Consider the following 14,964-nt stretch of genomic DNA (forward strand, 5'->3'; position numbering starts at 1 on the left):
CGGAACATGGCGAATATCATCCGCGAGGCACGGGCGTCGGACGCCCCGCATCTGGTGCGCTTCATCAATATGGCGGCGGATGATCTGCCGCTGCATTTCTGGCGCAAGACGGTCGGCCCCGAGGGCGACCCCTGGGCGCTGGGGGAAGAGCGTGCGGCACGTGAAACCGGCAGTTTCTCTTACCGCAACGCCTGGCTGGCCGAGGTGGATGGTGCCGTCGCGGCCTGCCTGCTGGGCTATGCCGCCGAGGAAGAGCCCGGCCCGATCGACCCCGACACGCCACCGCTGTTCGTGCCCCTGCTGGAGCTTGAGGCGATGGCCCCCGGATCATGGTATCTGAACGTCCTTGCGACCTATGACGCGCATCGCGGTCAGGGTCTGGGCAGCGCGCTGCTGGCCCATGCCGAGGCGGTCGCCGCGGCTGCCGGTCACGCGACCATCAGCCTGATCGCCGAGGACACGCATCAGGACGCGCTGCGTCTTTACCGCGCCAAGGGCTTCCGCGAGATCGCCCGCCGTCCGGTGGTCAAGGAAGACTGGGACGTCGACGCCAGCGAATGGATCCTGTTCACCAAGCCTGTCAGCCCATGACCGAGAAGCTTGAATCCGCGTTGATCTTGCGCTTGCGGCTGTAGATCCCAAGGTCGATGCGGCGGCCCGTGCGCTCCAGCAGGAAGTCCAGCGGGCTGGCGTCATGGTCGTGCCCGGCCTCGGTCTTTGCGATCAGATGGGTCATCAGCTTGCCCACGACCGGGGCCATCTTGAACTGGTTCCCCGAGGTGCCGCAGGCCATGTAAAAGCCGGGCAGGCTGGTCTTGTCATAGATCGGCAGCCAGTCATCCGAGGTGTCGTAAAGCGCGACCAGCCCGCTGGCCTGACCGGGAATGCGCATCTCGGGCAGGCGCATCGCGCCGCGCATGACGATGGTGGTCCATTGATCGGTGAAGCGGGTGTCGACCGCGTCGGGATCGTCGATGAACTCATGCGGATCGCAGGCCGGGTCGGTCGAGCCGACGCAGATCCCCACCGGGTCGGGGCGGGCATAGAACTCGGCATCCAGATCAGCGATGACGATGCCATCGTGGCGGTAATCCATATTGGCGGGGCCGGGAATATAGGCCACCTCCTGCCGGTTCGGGCGGGTGCGGATGGTCATGTCGCCGGTCACCCCCGCCATGCGGTTCAGCCCTGCCGACCAGGGCCCGCCCGCGTTCACCACGACATCGGCCTTCAGCACGCGCCCGTCCTCCAGCCGCACGCCGGTGGGGCGGCCGTCGTGGATCTCAAGCGCGGTGACGGTGCTGCGGAAAAGGTACTGTGCGCCCGCGGCCTGCGCCGCCCATTGCAGGTTCTGCGCGGCCAGCTTCGGGTCGTTCACATAGCCCGCCTGCTGGAAGAACACCGCGCCGCCGATCTGCTCCTCGCCCGGTTCGCCGAAATCGGGGTCGTCCATGCGCCGCGCCGGGGCATAGGAGCTGAGGTCCGCGCCCGGCAGGAAGCGGTGGATGCCCTCGGGCGCAAGCCGCTCATAGGTGCCGCCGATCTGGTCCATGATGTCAGTGATCCGGCCCATCGCGGCCCCTTCGCCGCTGTAAATGACCAGCGAGCCGGTTTCCTTGTAGCTGGCGACCGGGCGATCCTGCGGCAGGCCCACATAGCCCGCCCAGTCGCGCCAATAGCTCCACCCTTCCAGCGCCATGGCGCAGGTCTCCAGCACCGAATAGTTGATGCGAATGACCGCCGAGGAATTCGAGGTCGAGCCGTATCCCGCCTCGGGGGCTTTGTCGACGACGGTGACACCCCAGCCCGCCTTGGCCATTTCATAGGCGATGGCGCCGCCGATGATCCCTGCGCCGATGATGATGACCTGCTTCATATCTGCCATTTCCTTGCTGCCGGGCCGGGACAGTGCCGCAAGCCGCGTGTTGCCATGTGCTTTCCCGATGCTATAGGCAGGATTTCGGGGCGGGCAATTCAGATCGCCTTGCGGGTCCGACAGCCCAGCTAAACTAACGACCGGCGAACGGGGCAAGACCATGGCTCAGCTTCCCCCTCTGCGCGCGCTGCAGATCTTCGAAGCCTTTGGCCGGCTTGGGACCGTGCATGCCACCGCGCAAGAGCTGAACGTGACGCCCGGCGCGGTCAGCCAGCAGCTGCGCCTGCTGGAAGATCACCTTGAGATGGTGCTGCTGGTCAAGGACGGCCGCCGCGCGGCGCTGACGCCGGTGGCGCGCGGCTATCACGAATTGATCGCGCAGGGGTTCGGGCGGTTCGCGCTGGCGCAGGACTATATCGTCGAGCATCGGCTGGCGCAGGAATTGACGATTTCCTGCCTGCCGACGCTGTTGCAGCGCTGGCTCAATCCGCTGCTTCCGGCCTTTCAGCTGGCCACCAGCGACTCCTCGCTGCGGCTGATCGCGCAGGACCTTGAACCCGATTCGCATATGCTGGAACACACGTTTCGCCTGACTTATGGCGAGGTCGGACGGCGATACACCCATTCGCGGGTGCTGTTCACCGATTTCTGCTTTCCCGCCGCCTCGCCCGAGTTCCTAGCCCGCCACCCCGAGGCGCTGACGCCCGAGGGCTTGGCCCGCCTGCCGCTGATCGGCATCGACTGGGGCGCGCAATACACGACCGAGCCGCATTGGCGCGACTGGTTCCTGTCGCAACTGGCGACCGAGCCGCCACCCCTGCGCCATGTCGCGGTCTATTCGGCCTCGGGGATGGGGCTCGAGGCGGCGGCGGCGGGGCAGGGGGCGGTGCTGGCGCAATGGTCATTCGCGCGGGACGATCTGGCAGCGGGTCGATTGGTCAGATTGTCGCAGGATCGTCTGTATCTGCCCGATCCCTACTTTGTCTGCTGGGGTCAGACGACGCTGAATCAACCGGTTGCACGGCATTTTCTGGATTGGCTGATGCAGATCATCAAACCGATTCGAGAACAGACGCGACAGCAAAACTAAACATTCAGAAAGTGCTTCTGCACTTATCCTGACCTGCCTCCGCGCTAAGCTGCCCCAACACAGCTACAAGGGATGCAGCCATGTTTCTGAAGAACGCCTGGTACGTTGCGGCCTGGAGCCACGAGGTGACGCAGAGCCTGCAGCAGATCATCGTTCTGGGCGAAAAGATCTGCGTCTTCCGTAACTCTCAGGATGAGGTGATCGCGCTTGAGGACGCCTGTCCGCATCGCAAGCTGCCGCTGTCCAAGGGCCGGATCAAGGGCGACAACGTCGAATGCGGCTATCACGGGCTGACCTTCGATTGTGCCGGTCAATGCGTCTGGGCTCCGGGCGGCGGGCGTATCCCCTCGGCGGCGAAAGTGCGGCCCTATCCGGTGCATGAGAAATACGGTCTGGTCTGGATCTGGATGGGCAATGCGGCCATCGCCGATGCCGACGACATCATCGACATCCCGAATTTCGACAGCCCCGACTGGGGCATCAACCGCGGCGCCGCGATGGAGCTGCAGTGCAACTATCTGCTGATGTGCGACAACCTGCTGGACCCGACCCATGTGGCCTGGGTGCATGAAAGCAGCTTTGCGCAGGCCGCCACCAAGGATGCGCCGCTGAAGGTCACCCGCACCGACAATGGCGTCATCGTCCATCGCTGGATGATGAATGTCGAACCCGCGCCCTTCTATGCCAAGATCGTGGAATTCGACGGCAATTGCGACAGGTTGCAGCATTATGAGGTGCGCTATCCCAGCCATGCGCTGATCCGCGCGGTCTTCACGCCCGCAGGCACCGGCGGCCCCGATGGCACGCTGGACGAAAAAACCTTCGTCATGGACAGCTACAACTTCATGACCCCCACGACCGAGACCGAGACGCGCTATTACTGGTTCCAGCTGCGCAACATCCGTCCCGACGATGAAGAGCTGTCGCAGATGATGTCCGAGGACGTGCGCCACGCCTTCGAGGAAGACCGGGCGGTCCTCAATCAGGTCCAGATCGGGATGAACAGCAAGACCTCGCCCCATATCGACCTGTCGATCGACGCGGGCCAGCTGCGCTTCCGTCGCCAGCTTGAGGCGATGATCGTCGAAGAGCGCATGGTCGACGAAAAGATGCAGGCCTGAGGATGGCGACGGGTTTTCGCCGGTTCCGTGTGGCGCAGAAACTGCCGGAAAGCAGCAATATCACCTCGTTCCATCTGGCGCCCGAGGATGGCGGCCCGCTGTGGGACATGCGCCCGGGCCAGTATCTGACGCTGCGCATTCCGGGGCCGGATGGCCCGGTTCTGCGGACCTATTCGCTGTCGGCGCTGGCCGAGGGGCAGGCGGCCCACCGCATCAGCGTCAAACGCGAGGAACAGGGCATCGGCTCGGGCTGGCTGCACGACCATCTTGCCGAGGGCGATGTGGTCGAGATTGCCGCGCCGCGCGGCAGCTTCGTTCTGGATGAGGCCAGCCCGCGCCCGGTCCTGCTTTTGGCGGGCGGGGTGGGGCTGACGCCGCTGCTGGCGATGCTGCACCGGCTGGCCCAAACGCAGCGCCGCGTCTGGTTCGTCCATGCGGTCGAGAACGGCGATGTGCATGCGCTGGCGGATGAGGCGGCGGCACTGGCCGCCGGGGCCGAAGGGCGCATCACCCTGCGCCATGTCTATCGCAACCCCAGCCAGCAGGACCGTGCTTCAGGGCGTTTCCATGCCGAGGGCGTCATCGACCGCGCCCTGCTGCAATCGCTGCTGCCGCTGGATGATTACGACGTCTATCTGTGCGGCCCGACGCCCTTCATGGTCGCCATGTGGCAGCTGCTGACAGGTCTTGGCATAGCACCCGCCCGCATCGCCTATGAGTTCTTCGGCAAGGGCGGATCGCTTGCGGCGCTGGCGGCCACGCCCGTCGCGCCTGCGGTCGATCGCCGGATGCCTGTGCATGCGCCGAAGTCTCTGGCCCGGCTCGACTTCCTGACCGATCCCGATGCCCGGGCCTTGCCCGAACGGATCGCCAGTGCCGCCCCCGTGACGGTGATCGGCGACGCGGCCGAGGTGGTGTTCCGCCGCTCGGGCGTGACCGTGCCATGGAATGACGCCAGCGCCTCGATTCTCGAGCTTGCCGAGGCGGCGGGACTGGACCCGGCCTTCAGCTGCCGCGAGGGGATTTGCAGCACCTGCCGCTGCGCCATCGCCGAGGGCGCGGTCGAATATACCTCGGACCCGCTGGATCCGCCGCCACCGGGTCAGGTGCTGATCTGCTGCTCTCGCCCCTCCGGGCGCATCGTGTTGGATCTATAGGGAAATAACAGCCAAGGCGGCAGAGGAGGCGTCCTTCCCTGCCGGTTCGTCGATCAGGAAGACATCCGGGAAATGGTCTTATTGCTGAAAATAAGTCTATACATAATCAAGAATCCCGGTAGATTTCCGTGACACGAATACGGCGCGAAGCCGTCCTGCAGCCACAGCAGAAGGGAAGCAATCCCATGGCATTCATGCCGCTAGACTATCCGACGATGCGCGCCGAATTTCTGGACGCGGCGGCTGCCACAGGGGCCGAGATCCACGCCTATCCGCATCCCCAGCCGGGCCCCAATGGCGAGGCGATTGCCACTGACGTTGCCCTAATCGGCAGCCGGACGGCTGCCCGGCTTCTGGTCATCAACTCGGGCACGCATGGGGTCGAGGGGGCCTATGGCTCGGCCGCGCAGGTGGCGTGGATGCGCCGCCACCAGCCCTGGCATCTGCCGGAAAACACCGCCGTCCTGATGATCCATCTGATCAATCCCTGGGGTGTGGCCTGGTCGCGCCGGGTGAATGAGGACAACGTCGACCTGAACCGCAACTTTCTGGACTGGTCGCGCCCCGCGCCGCAGAATCCGGGCTATGCCCCGCTGCATCCCGCACTGGTCTATGCCGATCTGGACGGCCCCGACCGGGCGCGGGCCGATGCCGCCTATGCCGAGGCGAGCGCGGGGGCCGGGGGCTTTGCCGCCTTGGCTCCGACCATCGAGGCGGGGCAATACAGCCATCCGGACGGGCTTTTCTATGGCGGCAGCGGGCCGGTCTGGTCGAACCAGACCCTGAACCGCATCCTGTCGGATTTCGGCGCTGCGGCGCAGGATGTCATCGTCTTTGACCTGCACACCGGCGCAGGCCCCTATGCCTATCCCGCGCTGCTGTCGGTCGCGGTCGAGGAGCATGCGGGCCTCGACTGGGGCCGCACTTTGTTCGGGCCCGCCATGTCGGTTGTCCTGACCGGAGAGGGACGGACCACCGATACCGGTATTGCGGCGACGGCGACGGGCTATGTCTCGGACGCGGTGCGCAAGGGGATGCCGCAGGCGCGGGTGCTGCCGCTGGTCATCGAATGCGGCACGCTGCCGGGGGAATACGTCAACAACGCGGTGCGCGAGGACAATTGGCTGCACCTGCATGGCGCGCCGCTGTCGTCGCAGGGCCAGGCGATCAAGGATACCCTGCGCCACGCTTTTGTTCCCGCCGACCCCGGTTGGCAGGGGCAGGTGCTGGCCGCGAGCCTGGCCTATTTCGACCGCGCTCTGGCTGATCTGGAACAGTTGGGCGGTAATGCGCCGCGTCTGGCGGTGGCGAAACCCGCGGCTCCGGCGGCACCGCAATCGGGGCGCGCGGCGGTCGAGGTGCATGACCTGCACAAAAGCTATGGCGCGCTGGAGGTTTTGAAGGGCGTCGGGCTGGTCGCGCAGCCGGGCGAGGTGGTGTCGATGATCGGCTCGTCCGGGTCGGGCAAGTCGACCTTCCTGCGCTGCATCAACCTGCTGGAGCAGCCCAAAAGCGGCCGCATCCTGATCGACGGCGAAGAAATCCGGATGAAGCCCGACCGCGATGGTCTGACCGTTCCCGCCGACCAGAAACAGGTCGAGCGGATCCGCGCCCGCGTCGGCATGGTGTTTCAGAACTTCAACCTGTGGCCGCATCTGTCGGTGCTGGACAATATCGTCGAAGCCCCCATCCACGTGCTGAAGGAAAGCCGGGCCGAGGCCGTCGACCGCGCGCATGAGCTGCTGAAGAAGGTGGGCCTGTCGGAAAAGCACGCCCATTTCCCCGGCCAGCTTTCGGGCGGCCAGCAGCAGCGCGCCGCGATTGCGCGCACGCTTGCCATGCGCCCCAAGGTCATCCTGCTGGATGAGCCGACCAGCGCGCTGGACCCGGAACTGGTGGGTGAGGTGCTGCGCGTCATCCGCCAACTGGCGGAAGAGGGCAACACGATGATCCTTGTCACGCATGAGATGCAGTTCGCGCGCGAGGTCTCGCATCACATCAAGTTCCTGCATCAGGGCCGCGTCGAGGAAGAGGGCGCGCCCGACCAGATTTTCACCAATCCCCGCTCTGAGCGGCTCAGCCAGTTCCTCGCCAGATGCAACTAGGCCGGCCGCCGGACAGGACCCGCGCGATCACACGGGAAAAATCGTGACGAACCAACATCAAAGGGAAACGCAAATGAAACTGAAGCTTATCTCTGTTGCAGCGCTTCTGTCGCTGTCCATGGGCATCGCCGCTCACGCCGCCGAGGGCGAGCTGGTGATCGGCACCGAAGGCGCGTACCCGCCCTTCTCGATGGCCGATGCCAATGGCAATGTCACCGGCTTTGACGCCGATGTCGGCAATGCCGTCTGCGAAAAGCTGGCGCTGAAATGCCGCTTTGTCGTGCAGGCCTTCGACGGGCTGATCCCGGCGCTGAACGCCAAGCGCTTCGACGTCATCATCTCGGGCATGTCGATCACCGAAGAGCGCGGCAAGCAGATCGATTTCTCGCGCAGCTATGGCGAGTTCCCGAACAACTTCATCGCCAAGAAGGGCACGGAACTGGCCGATGCGAAGGACATCGAGACGCTGAAGGCCGACCTGAGCGGGTTGCGCGTCGGCGTGCAGGGCGGCACCACCCATGCGGCCTATGTCGAGAAGAACATGCCCGACGTCCAGCTGATGACCTATGACACGCTGGACCAGATGCAGATTGACCTTGCAAGCGGACGTCTGGACAGCTCATTCGCGGATGCCTCGGCGCAAAGCGATTTTCTGGCCAAGCCCGACGGGGCCGAGTTCCAGATGGTCGATGTGGTGATCGACTCCAGCTCGGATGCGACGCTGGGCACCGGCCTTGGCATCGGCATCCGCAAGGATGAAACCGAGCTGAAGGAAAAGATCAACGAGGCGCTGTGTGAGCTGGGCCGCGAGGGCACGCTGAAAACCTCGTCCGAGAAGTGGTTCAAGATGGACATTTCGCAGACCTGCGACTGATCCCTGATCGACCGGGAAGGCGCTGACGCCTTCCCGACCCATCCTTCAGACAGGCGGATTCCATGCAATTCGGGTTAGCTCAGCTTTGGGAAGGCGGCTGGATCGGCGCGCTTCTGCGCGGCGCGTCCATCACCATCGCGGTCGGCTTCGGAGCCATGCTTCTGGGGCTGGTCATCGGCATTGCCTGCGGGCTGATCAAATGGGGTCAGGTCCGGCCGCTGAACTGGCTGGTCGATATCTATACGACCGTGGTTCGCGGCGTTCCGGAACTGCTGATCATCTATCTTCTGTTCTTCTCATCGGTCGAATTCGTGGCCCGCATCGGCACCGCCTTCGGCTGGGCGGGGCTGGCGGACACGGGCTATCCCTTCCTGATCGGGGTCATCGCCATCGGCACCATCTCGGGCTCTTACGCGACCGAGGTCGTGCGCGGCGCGCTGGCCGCCATCCCGAAGGGCCATATCGAGGCTGCCCGCGCCCTTGGCATGCCGCGCAAGCGCATCTTCCGGCGGATCATCCTGCCGCAGATGCTGCGGATCGCGGTGCCGGGGCTCAACAACATCTGGCAGGCGACGATGAAGGACACCGCGCTGATTTCCGTCGTCGGCCTGCAAGAGCTGATGCGGACCGCCTTCATCGGCGCCGGTTCGACGCGCAACCCCTTCATCTTCTACCTGATCGCGGGGGCGCTTTATCTTGTCATCACCTTTGTCAGCCAGATCGGCTTTCGCCGCGCCGAACGGGCGCTGGTGCTGAAAGGAAGGGCCTAGCATGGACGCCGAGCTGATCTATCGCGCCGTCACGACGCTGGCCAAGGGCGTGAGCGTCACGCTGACGCTGGCCTCGATCGCCGTGGCCATCGGCTTTTGCCTGGGCCTTGGGCTAGCGGTCATGCGCGTGTCCAGCAGCCGCCTGCTGTCGGGCTTTGCGGAATATTACAGCGCCGTCTTCCGGGGCACGCCGCTGCTGGTGCAGCTGTTCCTGTTCTACTACGGCCTCGGGCAATTCGATGCGGTCCGCGACAATGCAGTCGCCTGGTGGGTGATCGGCGATGCCATGCATTGCGCCATTCTGGCGCTGGCGCTGAACACCGCCGCCTATACCTCGGAAATCCTGCGCGGTGGCCTCATGTCGATCCCCGTCGGGCTGGTCGAGGCCGCCAAGGCCGCCGGCATGTCGCGCGTCCTGCGCTTCCGCCGGATCGAGTTCCCGCTGGCGATCCGTCAGGCGCTGCCCGCCTATGGCAATGAGATCGTGCTGGTCATCAAGGGCACCAGCCTTGCCTCGACCATCACGGTGCTGGAGATCACCGGCCACGCCAAGCGGCTGATGAGCCAGACCTACGCCATCTTCGAGATCTTCACGATTGCCGGTCTGTTCTATCTGGCGATCAACATGGTGCTGATCTTTGCCGTCCGGCGGCTAGAGGCGCGGCTGGCGAGCCCCGGCAGATAACCCCGGCCTTAGCAAAAAACCGGACGGCACATATCTGCCGCCCGGTTCTGCATTTCCCCGATACCGACTGTCAGCCTTGTGGCAGTGGGATCAGTGGTTGATGGCCGCGTATTGCGAGGGCAGAGCAGCGGCTTCGGCCGGGCCGGTGGTCCAGCGGACCGCGCCCGCCACGGCGAAACCGCCCTGAGCGTGCACCTGACGCAGGTCGGTCGCGCGACCGACGGTCTCGATCAGCATGGCGTTGACGGTGCCGACGGCCGAAACCTTGGGCGTGGTGACGGTTGCAGGGGTCTCAACGGATACGTTCTGTTCAGAGGCCAGCACCAGACCGGCGGTCAGCGGCAGAATGGCGGTGGTCAGGGCGATGGCTGCAAATTTGCGAAGGGACATGGCTTCGGCTCCTATCATATCGGGTTGGTTTGTCGTTCGAACCGATATGTTGCTGGACAATTAATGAATCAAATTGATACGATTGATTGTGGATATCGATCACGTTCATCTTGCTCGGCTTGATCTTAACCTGCTGGTCTCGTTGGAGGTTTTGCTGGATGAGCAAAGCGTGACCCGCGCCGCCCGGCGCATGGGCATCACGCAATCGGCCATGAGCCATTCACTGTCGCGCCTGCGCACCATCTTTGGCGATGAGCTGCTGACCCGCGTCCCGCAGGGCATGCGACCGACACCCCGCGCGGCGGATCTGCATGAAAAGCTGCGCGGCGTGCTGAAGCAGGTGCAGGAACTGACCATGCGGCCCCGCGACTTCGATCCGGCGACGGCGGATATCCTGTTCACGCTGGGCATGGCCGATTCCAGCGAGGTGATGATGATGCCGCGCATGCTGGCGCGCTTCCAGATCGAGGCGCCCTCGGTGCGCTTCCTGCTGCGCAACGTCGACCGGCAGCGCGTGCTGGAGGATCTGGACAGCGGCCGCATCGATCTGGCCATCGGCCTGTTCGAAGATGGCAAGCAGCATCACAAACGCCGGGTCCTGCTGCACGATCACTATATGTGCATCTATAATCCCCGGCTTCTGGACCTGCCCGACCCGATCGGGCTGGAGGATTACATCCGCTTGCCGCATCTGCTGACCAGTCTGGTCGAAACGCCGGTTGGCGTGGTCGACACGGCGCTGGCCAAGCTGAGCCTGTCGCGGCGCATCGTGATGACCAGCCCGCGCTTTTCGGCCATCCCCTTCGTGCTGGAGCAGGCGCCGGTCATCGCCACCATGCATTCGCGGGTGGCGTCCTATTTCGCCGAAACGATGAAGCTGCGCGTCTGCCCGCCGCCGATTGAGTTGCCGGATGTGCCGATCTCGATGATCTGGCACAGCTCGAACGACAATGTCCCGGCGCATCGTTGGCTGCGCGAGCAGATCGTCGCGATCCGCAGCGGCGGCTTTGGGCAATGGACGCCGGGCGGCTAGGCGCAACTTCAAGGGTTTCCCCCGCCCCGGCTGTTGTGCAGGATGGCGGTGCGGACCCCTATGGTCCGCGCTTGTGATCCGGCCACTCTGCAGGAGCAATCCATGTCCGCCCTTCCGATCAGCACCACCCCCATCCCGGCCCTGAAAGACCTGCCCGAAGACATCCGCACCCGCATCGAGGCCGTGCAGGAGAAATCGGGCTTCATCCCCAATGTCTTCATGGTTCTGGCTAATCGCCCGGACGAATTCCGCGCTTTCTTCGCCTATCACGACGCGCTGATGGAGAAGCCCGGCAACCTGACCAAGGCCGAGCGCGAGATGATCGTCGTTGCCACCAGCGCCGCGAACCAGTGCCAGTATTGCGTCATCGCCCATGGCGCGATCCTGCGCGTGCGCGCCAAGAACCCGCTGGTCGCCGACCAGATCGCGACGAATTATCGCAAGGCCGACATCACGCCGCGCCAGCGCGCGATGCTGGATTTCGCGCTGAAGGTCACCAACGCCGCCTATGACGTGGGGCCGGATGATTTCGCGGCGCTTGAGGCGCATGGTTTCACGCAGGACGACATCTGGGACATCGCCGCGATTTCGGCCTTCTTCGGCATGTCGAACCGGCTGGCGAATGTCACCAGCATGCGCCCGAATGACGAGTTTTTCATGATCGGCCGCGGCTGATCCCACCCTGACGCAGAGGGCCAGAAGATGACCAAGAGCTTTCAAGCCATGATGATCGAGGATGTCGGGGGCAAGCCACAGGCGGGGCTGAAGACGATCTCGCTGGAGGATCTGCCCGACCATGACGTGCTGGTCGAGATCGCCTGCTCCAGCCTGAATTACAAGGACGGGCTGGCGCTGACCGGCAAGATCCGCATCGCGCGCCGCCTGCCCATGGTGGCGGGGATCGATCTGGCGGGCACGGTGGTCGAATCCCGCGCGCCCGAATGGAAGCCGGGCGACCGGGTGCTGGTCAACGGCTGGGGCCTGTCGGAAACCGAATGGGGCGGCTATTCGCGCTATCAGCGCCTGAAGCCGCAATTCCTGACCCGCCTGCCGGACGGGTTTGACATGCAGCAGGCTATGGCCATCGGCACGGCGGGCTATACCGCCGCGCTTTGCGTCAACGCGCTGGAGGATTGGGGCCATATCCAGAAAAGCGACAAGCCGGTTCTGGTGACGGGCGCGGCCGGAGGCGTCGGTTCGGTCGCGATCGCCTTGCTGGCGAAGCGCGGGTATCAGGTCACGGCCTCGACCGGGCGGGCCTCGACCCATGACTATCTGCGCAAGCTGGGCGCGACCGCCTTCGTCACGCGCGAGGCGCTGGCCGCACCCGGCGCGCCGCTGCAGGCCGAGGATTGGGCGGGCGCGGTGGATTCCGTCGGCTCGACGACGCTGGCGAATGTGCTGGCCCAGACGGAATATGGCGGCGGCGTCGCGGCCTGCGGTCTGGCGGGCGGGGCAGACCTGCCCGCGACGGTGATGCCGCATATTCTGCGCAGCGTCGCGCTTTTGGGCGTCGACAGCGTCATGGCCCCGCAAAGCCGCCGCGACCGGGCGTGGAGCCTTTTGGCCGAAAGCCTCGACAAGGATCTGCTGGCCGAAATGACCAACGTCCACCCCATGTCCGACCTGCCGCAACTGGCCGAGGCGATTATCGCCGGGAAAACCCAAGGCCGGGTGGTCATCCGCATCGAGGATGCGGGCTAGGCCCGCATCACTCCATCGCCTCGCGATAGTGCAGCGAAAGCCTCTCCCGCAGCCAGCGGTTTGCCTCGAATTCCGGCTGCGGGATCAGCAGGGCTGAACAGTCGCCGTCCGCTTCGGGGAACTCATCGCAGCGCGCGGGCCATTCCGCCTTGGCGGTGCGCGCGTTGGCCAGCATCTGCGAGGCTGCGCGGCACAGGCCCTCAGCATCATCGGCGCAGCCCATCGCCAGTGACAGATAGGCCGGAAGATCGCGGCGCTGTCCCTGAAGGACCCTGGCCAGAAGCTGGCAGCCTTCGGCGTCGATGAACCGCCCGCCTTCCTTGGTGAAACAAGCCCGGTCCAGATATTCCTGCGCGCGCGCCGGGTCTTTCGCGGGGCCGGTGCCGGTCAGATACATCCAGCCCATGTATTTGCAGCCATAGGGCGCCTCGCCATCGTCCTCGCTGGTTTCGCAGACCTGATCGAAGCGCTGGAAGGCGCGGGCATAGTCACGCAGCTTGCGGTTCATCAGATAAAGCTTGCCCGCCTCATAGCATCCCAGCGGCGCAAGATCGGACGCACAGGACATGTCGAAATGCCCAAGCGCCATGACCAGATCGCCCGCCCGCGCCGCCGTGATCCCACGGCCCCAGCAGGTGTTGACGTTGTTCTGCGCCTCGCAGGGCGGCGAGTCGGATGCGGGAATAAGCGGGTCGATGTCGTAGTTCGGGAACTCTTCATCGTCCGAGGCCTTTTCGCGCCCCAGATCGCGCATCCGTTCCAGCAGGCGGTCAGGGACGCGCTCGATGGTGCCGGGGTCGCAGTGCAGGCGGGTCAGCGCCTTGTCGCCCCGCATGACCTCGATCTGCCCCAGCTTGTGCAGTTCGGACCGGTCCGGCGCGCGGCCGTCGCGAAAGCCGAAGGTCACGCGGTAGCGGTGGTTTCTGTTGGCGAAAATCACCGTCTCGTCGATGGTGATGCCCGCGCCGTCCTTGCGCTGATAGCCCAGATCCATCAGCGGCGCGCGCAGATCCATCTCGGGCGTGCCTTGCGGCGGGCCGAAGCGGTAATGCGCAACCGGCCCTGCCAGACAGATCGAGACCTCTTTGCGCTGCCCCTCGATCCGGCAGGAGGCGACGGGCTCTTCGCCGTCCAGACAGGCGGCGCTGACGCTGGTGCCCAGTCCAAGCGTCAGGGCGATGGCCGCCAGAAACCGCAGCGCCATCAATCCCGCAACCCGCAGCCGACCGTGAATGAGACGATCTGCGGCGAGGAATCATCAGCTGCTTCGCCCGCTGTGGTGAGGCTCAGCGCCTGATCGGGGTCCTTGCGATATTCCCAGCTGCAGAAGCCGAACCCCGTGCCCGAGCATTCCTGCACCTCGGGCATGGTCTTGCGCAGATGCTCGACGTAGCCGCTGACGACGCTTTCCTCGGCATCCGGCGGGTTCGGGGCGGGCTGCCAGCCCTCGGCCAGCAACAGGCGGCGGGCCAGATGGATGGGCAGACCATAGACATTGGGCGCGGTTGCCTTACCGTCGCAGAAACTGTCACGCTCGGCCACGCTGCTGAGGATCAGCAGGTCATTGTCGATGATCCGCAGATCAGCCACCGGCACGGGCAGATAGTCGCCGTCGAAGATCCGGATGCGATTGCCCTCGACCGCATCGACCGAGCCCAGACCAGAGGGGCGCGATGCGTCGGCATAGATCAGCGCCTGCAGCGCGTCGTTCTGAAAGATGCCGATGTTGCCCTGCGTCAGAAGGCACGAGCCGCTGGTGCCCGACGAGGTCTCGCCGACGAAGCTGACCAAAGTCAGGCTGTCATGCGTTTCCTCGCCGGTCACGATCCAGTCTGCACCCGCCACCTTCTGGCCTGCGGGGGTGCGCGGGCTTGTGATGGCCCCGCAGGCGGGCTCATCCGACGCGGCGGCGCTGTTCTTGGGCAGGCTGGTCAGCTTGGAGATCTGGAACCGGCTGATCTGAGAGGCCACGTCCAGCGCCTGTGCCTGTGTCGCCGCTAGGGTCAGGGCCACGAAGGCCAGCGCTGCCTGAAAGCTGCCACGAAGAACCGTCTGCATCCCGTCACCATTTACCCGAACCGATTTTGCGAAGGCTACGCGGCGATCCACCGCCGCGCCAGACGGAACGCGCAGGAAACCGAGGGAAGGCGGCAATCGTT

The 14,964-nt window shown here is 64.9% G+C and carries 15 protein-coding genes and 1 pseudogene; 12 read left to right on the plus strand and 4 right to left on the minus strand.

Translation table 11 applies throughout. The annotated features are described in order from the left end of the window. Window positions 1–6 precede the first annotated feature (6 nt). Window positions 7–591 (plus strand): GNAT family N-acetyltransferase, encoded by a 585-nt coding sequence (locus tag IQ24_RS11465; RefSeq protein ID WP_158637518.1) that lies wholly within the window; start codon window positions 7–9, stop codon window positions 589–591. On the opposite strand, the gene IQ24_RS11470 is transcribed toward IQ24_RS11465, so the two are convergent. Further along, on the minus strand, window positions 581–1,885 hold the full coding sequence (locus IQ24_RS11470; RefSeq protein WP_242008100.1) for an NAD(P)/FAD-dependent oxidoreductase: 1,305 nt from the start codon (window positions 1,883–1,885) through the stop codon (window positions 581–583). The two genes, IQ24_RS11465 and IQ24_RS11470, sit on opposite strands and share 11 nt — an antisense overlap. A 151-nt stretch (window positions 1,886–2,036) precedes the next feature. Between IQ24_RS11470 and IQ24_RS11475 the strand changes: the two genes are divergently transcribed. The 8 genes and pseudogenes from IQ24_RS11475 to IQ24_RS11505 all read left to right on the plus strand — a co-directional run bounded on the left by IQ24_RS11475 (window position 2,037) and on the right by IQ24_RS11505 (window position 9,678). After that, window positions 2,037–2,966 carry a LysR substrate-binding domain-containing protein gene (locus tag IQ24_RS11475; protein ID WP_145398092.1) on the plus strand — a complete coding sequence of 310 codons (930 nt, stop codon included), beginning with the start codon at window positions 2,037–2,039 and terminating at the stop codon, window positions 2,964–2,966. An 80-nt stretch (window positions 2,967–3,046) separates the two neighbouring features. Then, window positions 3,047–4,087 (plus strand): aromatic ring-hydroxylating dioxygenase subunit alpha, encoded by a 1,041-nt coding sequence (locus tag IQ24_RS11480; RefSeq protein WP_145398093.1) that lies wholly within the window; start codon window positions 3,047–3,049, stop codon window positions 4,085–4,087. Window positions 4,088–4,089: 2 nt separating this feature from the next. Beyond that, window positions 4,090–5,244, plus strand: coding sequence for a 2Fe-2S iron-sulfur cluster-binding protein (locus tag IQ24_RS11485; protein WP_145398094.1), 1,155 nt, complete (start codon window positions 4,090–4,092; stop codon window positions 5,242–5,244). Window positions 5,245–5,459: 215 nt separating this feature from the next. Beyond that, window positions 5,460–6,464: pseudogene (locus IQ24_RS20405) on the plus strand (DUF2817 domain-containing protein); the annotation flags it as partial. An 84-nt stretch (window positions 6,465–6,548) separates the two neighbouring features. After that, a complete protein-coding gene (locus tag IQ24_RS20410) occupies window positions 6,549–7,349 on the plus strand; it encodes an ABC transporter ATP-binding protein (RefSeq protein ID WP_242008108.1) in 801 nt (266 codons plus the stop codon). 73 nt (window positions 7,350–7,422) lie between these two features. Continuing rightward, the gene (locus tag IQ24_RS11495; RefSeq protein WP_145398096.1) at window positions 7,423–8,223 is read left to right on the plus strand and encodes a transporter substrate-binding domain-containing protein; all 801 of its coding nucleotides are present in this window, start codon (window positions 7,423–7,425) and stop codon (window positions 8,221–8,223) included. A gap of 62 nt (window positions 8,224–8,285) precedes the next feature. After that, window positions 8,286–8,993 (plus strand): ABC transporter permease, encoded by a 708-nt coding sequence (locus tag IQ24_RS11500; protein ID WP_145398097.1) that lies wholly within the window; start codon window positions 8,286–8,288, stop codon window positions 8,991–8,993. Between the two features lies 1 nt (window position 8,994). Further along, window positions 8,995–9,678 carry an ABC transporter permease gene (locus IQ24_RS11505; protein WP_145398098.1) on the plus strand — a complete coding sequence of 228 codons (684 nt, stop codon included), beginning with the start codon at window positions 8,995–8,997 and terminating at the stop codon, window positions 9,676–9,678. A 90-nt stretch (window positions 9,679–9,768) separates the two neighbouring features. Here IQ24_RS11505 and IQ24_RS11510 read toward each other — a convergent pair whose 3' ends face one another. Then, on the minus strand, window positions 9,769–10,068 hold the full coding sequence (locus IQ24_RS11510; RefSeq protein ID WP_145398099.1) for a hypothetical protein: 300 nt from the start codon (window positions 10,066–10,068) through the stop codon (window positions 9,769–9,771). Between the two features lie 73 nt (window positions 10,069–10,141). Here IQ24_RS11510 and IQ24_RS11515 point away from each other — a divergent pair, with 73 nt between their 5' ends. From IQ24_RS11515 to IQ24_RS11525, 3 genes are all read left to right on the plus strand, one after another. Further along, window positions 10,142–11,101, plus strand: a complete 960-nt coding sequence (locus IQ24_RS11515; protein ID WP_199756549.1) for a LysR family transcriptional regulator — start codon at window positions 10,142–10,144, stop codon at window positions 11,099–11,101. A 102-nt stretch (window positions 11,102–11,203) separates the two neighbouring features. Then, complete coding sequence (locus IQ24_RS11520) at window positions 11,204–11,776, plus strand: peroxidase-related enzyme (RefSeq protein WP_145398100.1); 573 nt, start codon at window positions 11,204–11,206, stop codon at window positions 11,774–11,776. Window positions 11,777–11,803: 27 nt separating this feature from the next. After that, window positions 11,804–12,805 carry an MDR family oxidoreductase gene (locus IQ24_RS11525; RefSeq protein WP_145398101.1) on the plus strand — a complete coding sequence of 334 codons (1,002 nt, stop codon included), beginning with the start codon at window positions 11,804–11,806 and terminating at the stop codon, window positions 12,803–12,805. 7 nt (window positions 12,806–12,812) lie between these two features. Here IQ24_RS11525 and IQ24_RS11530 read toward each other — a convergent pair whose 3' ends face one another. Further along, window positions 12,813–14,009: an SEL1-like repeat protein gene (locus IQ24_RS11530; protein ID WP_145398102.1), complete on the minus strand. Its 1,197-nt coding sequence runs from the start codon at window positions 14,007–14,009 to the stop codon at window positions 12,813–12,815. Further along, window positions 14,009–14,863 (minus strand): hypothetical protein, encoded by an 855-nt coding sequence (locus IQ24_RS11535; RefSeq protein ID WP_145398103.1) that lies wholly within the window; start codon window positions 14,861–14,863, stop codon window positions 14,009–14,011. Before IQ24_RS11535 ends, IQ24_RS11530 begins: the two co-directional genes overlap by 1 nt. Between the last annotated feature and the right edge of the window lie 101 nt (window positions 14,864–14,964).

Source organism: Paracoccus sulfuroxidans, assembly GCF_007830335.1.
Taxonomy (GTDB): Bacteria; Pseudomonadota; Alphaproteobacteria; order Rhodobacterales; family Rhodobacteraceae; genus Paracoccus; species Paracoccus sulfuroxidans.